Annotated in this window: 1 rRNA gene; it reads left to right on the forward strand. The window is 57.2% G+C overall.

The window, feature by feature from the left end:
• Window positions 1–84: 84 nt before the first annotated feature.
• Window positions 85–743 (forward strand): 16S ribosomal RNA (locus IEY88_RS43915); the annotation flags it as partial.

The following is a 743-nucleotide window of genomic DNA, read 5'->3' on the forward strand; positions in this document are numbered from 1 at the left end:
TACCTCCTCGTCGAGGTAGTTCCTTTGAGAGCAAGACCAGATTGATGCCAGACATATTCCGTCTGGAGCGATCAAACACAATCCTTATTGGAGAGTTTGATCCTGGCTCAGGACGAACGCTGGCGGCGTGCTTAACACATGCAAGTCGAGCGGTAAGGCCCTTCGGGGTACACGAGCGGCGAACGGGTGAGTAACACGTGGGTAACCTGCCCTGTACTCTGGGATAAGCCTTGGAAACGAGGTCTAATACCGGATACGACCACGAGATGCATGTCTTGTGGTGGAAAGTTCCGGCGGTATGGGATGGACCCGCGGCCTATCAGCTTGTTGGTGGGGTAATGGCCTACCAAGGCGACGACGGGTAGCCGGCCTGAGAGGGTGACCGGCCACACTGGGACTGAGACACGGCCCAGACTCCTACGGGAGGCAGCAGTGGGGAATATTGCACAATGGGCGAAAGCCTGATGCAGCGACGCCGCGTGAGGGATGACGGCCTTCGGGTTGTAAACCTCTTTCAGCAGGGACGAAGCGCAAGTGACGGTACCTGCAGAAGAAGCACCGGCTAACTACGTGCCAGCAGCCGCGGTAATACGTAGGGTGCGAGCGTTGTCCGGAATTATTGGGCGTAAAGAGCTCGTAGGCGGTTTGTCGCGTCGGCCGTGAAAACTTGGGGCTTAACTCCAAGCTTGCGGTCGATACGGGCAGACTTGAGTTCGGCAGGGGAGACTGGAATTCCTGGTGTA

The sequence above is a fragment of the Lentzea pudingi genome, assembly GCF_014646255.1.
Taxonomy (GTDB): domain Bacteria; phylum Actinomycetota; class Actinomycetes; order Mycobacteriales; family Pseudonocardiaceae; genus Lentzea; species Lentzea pudingi.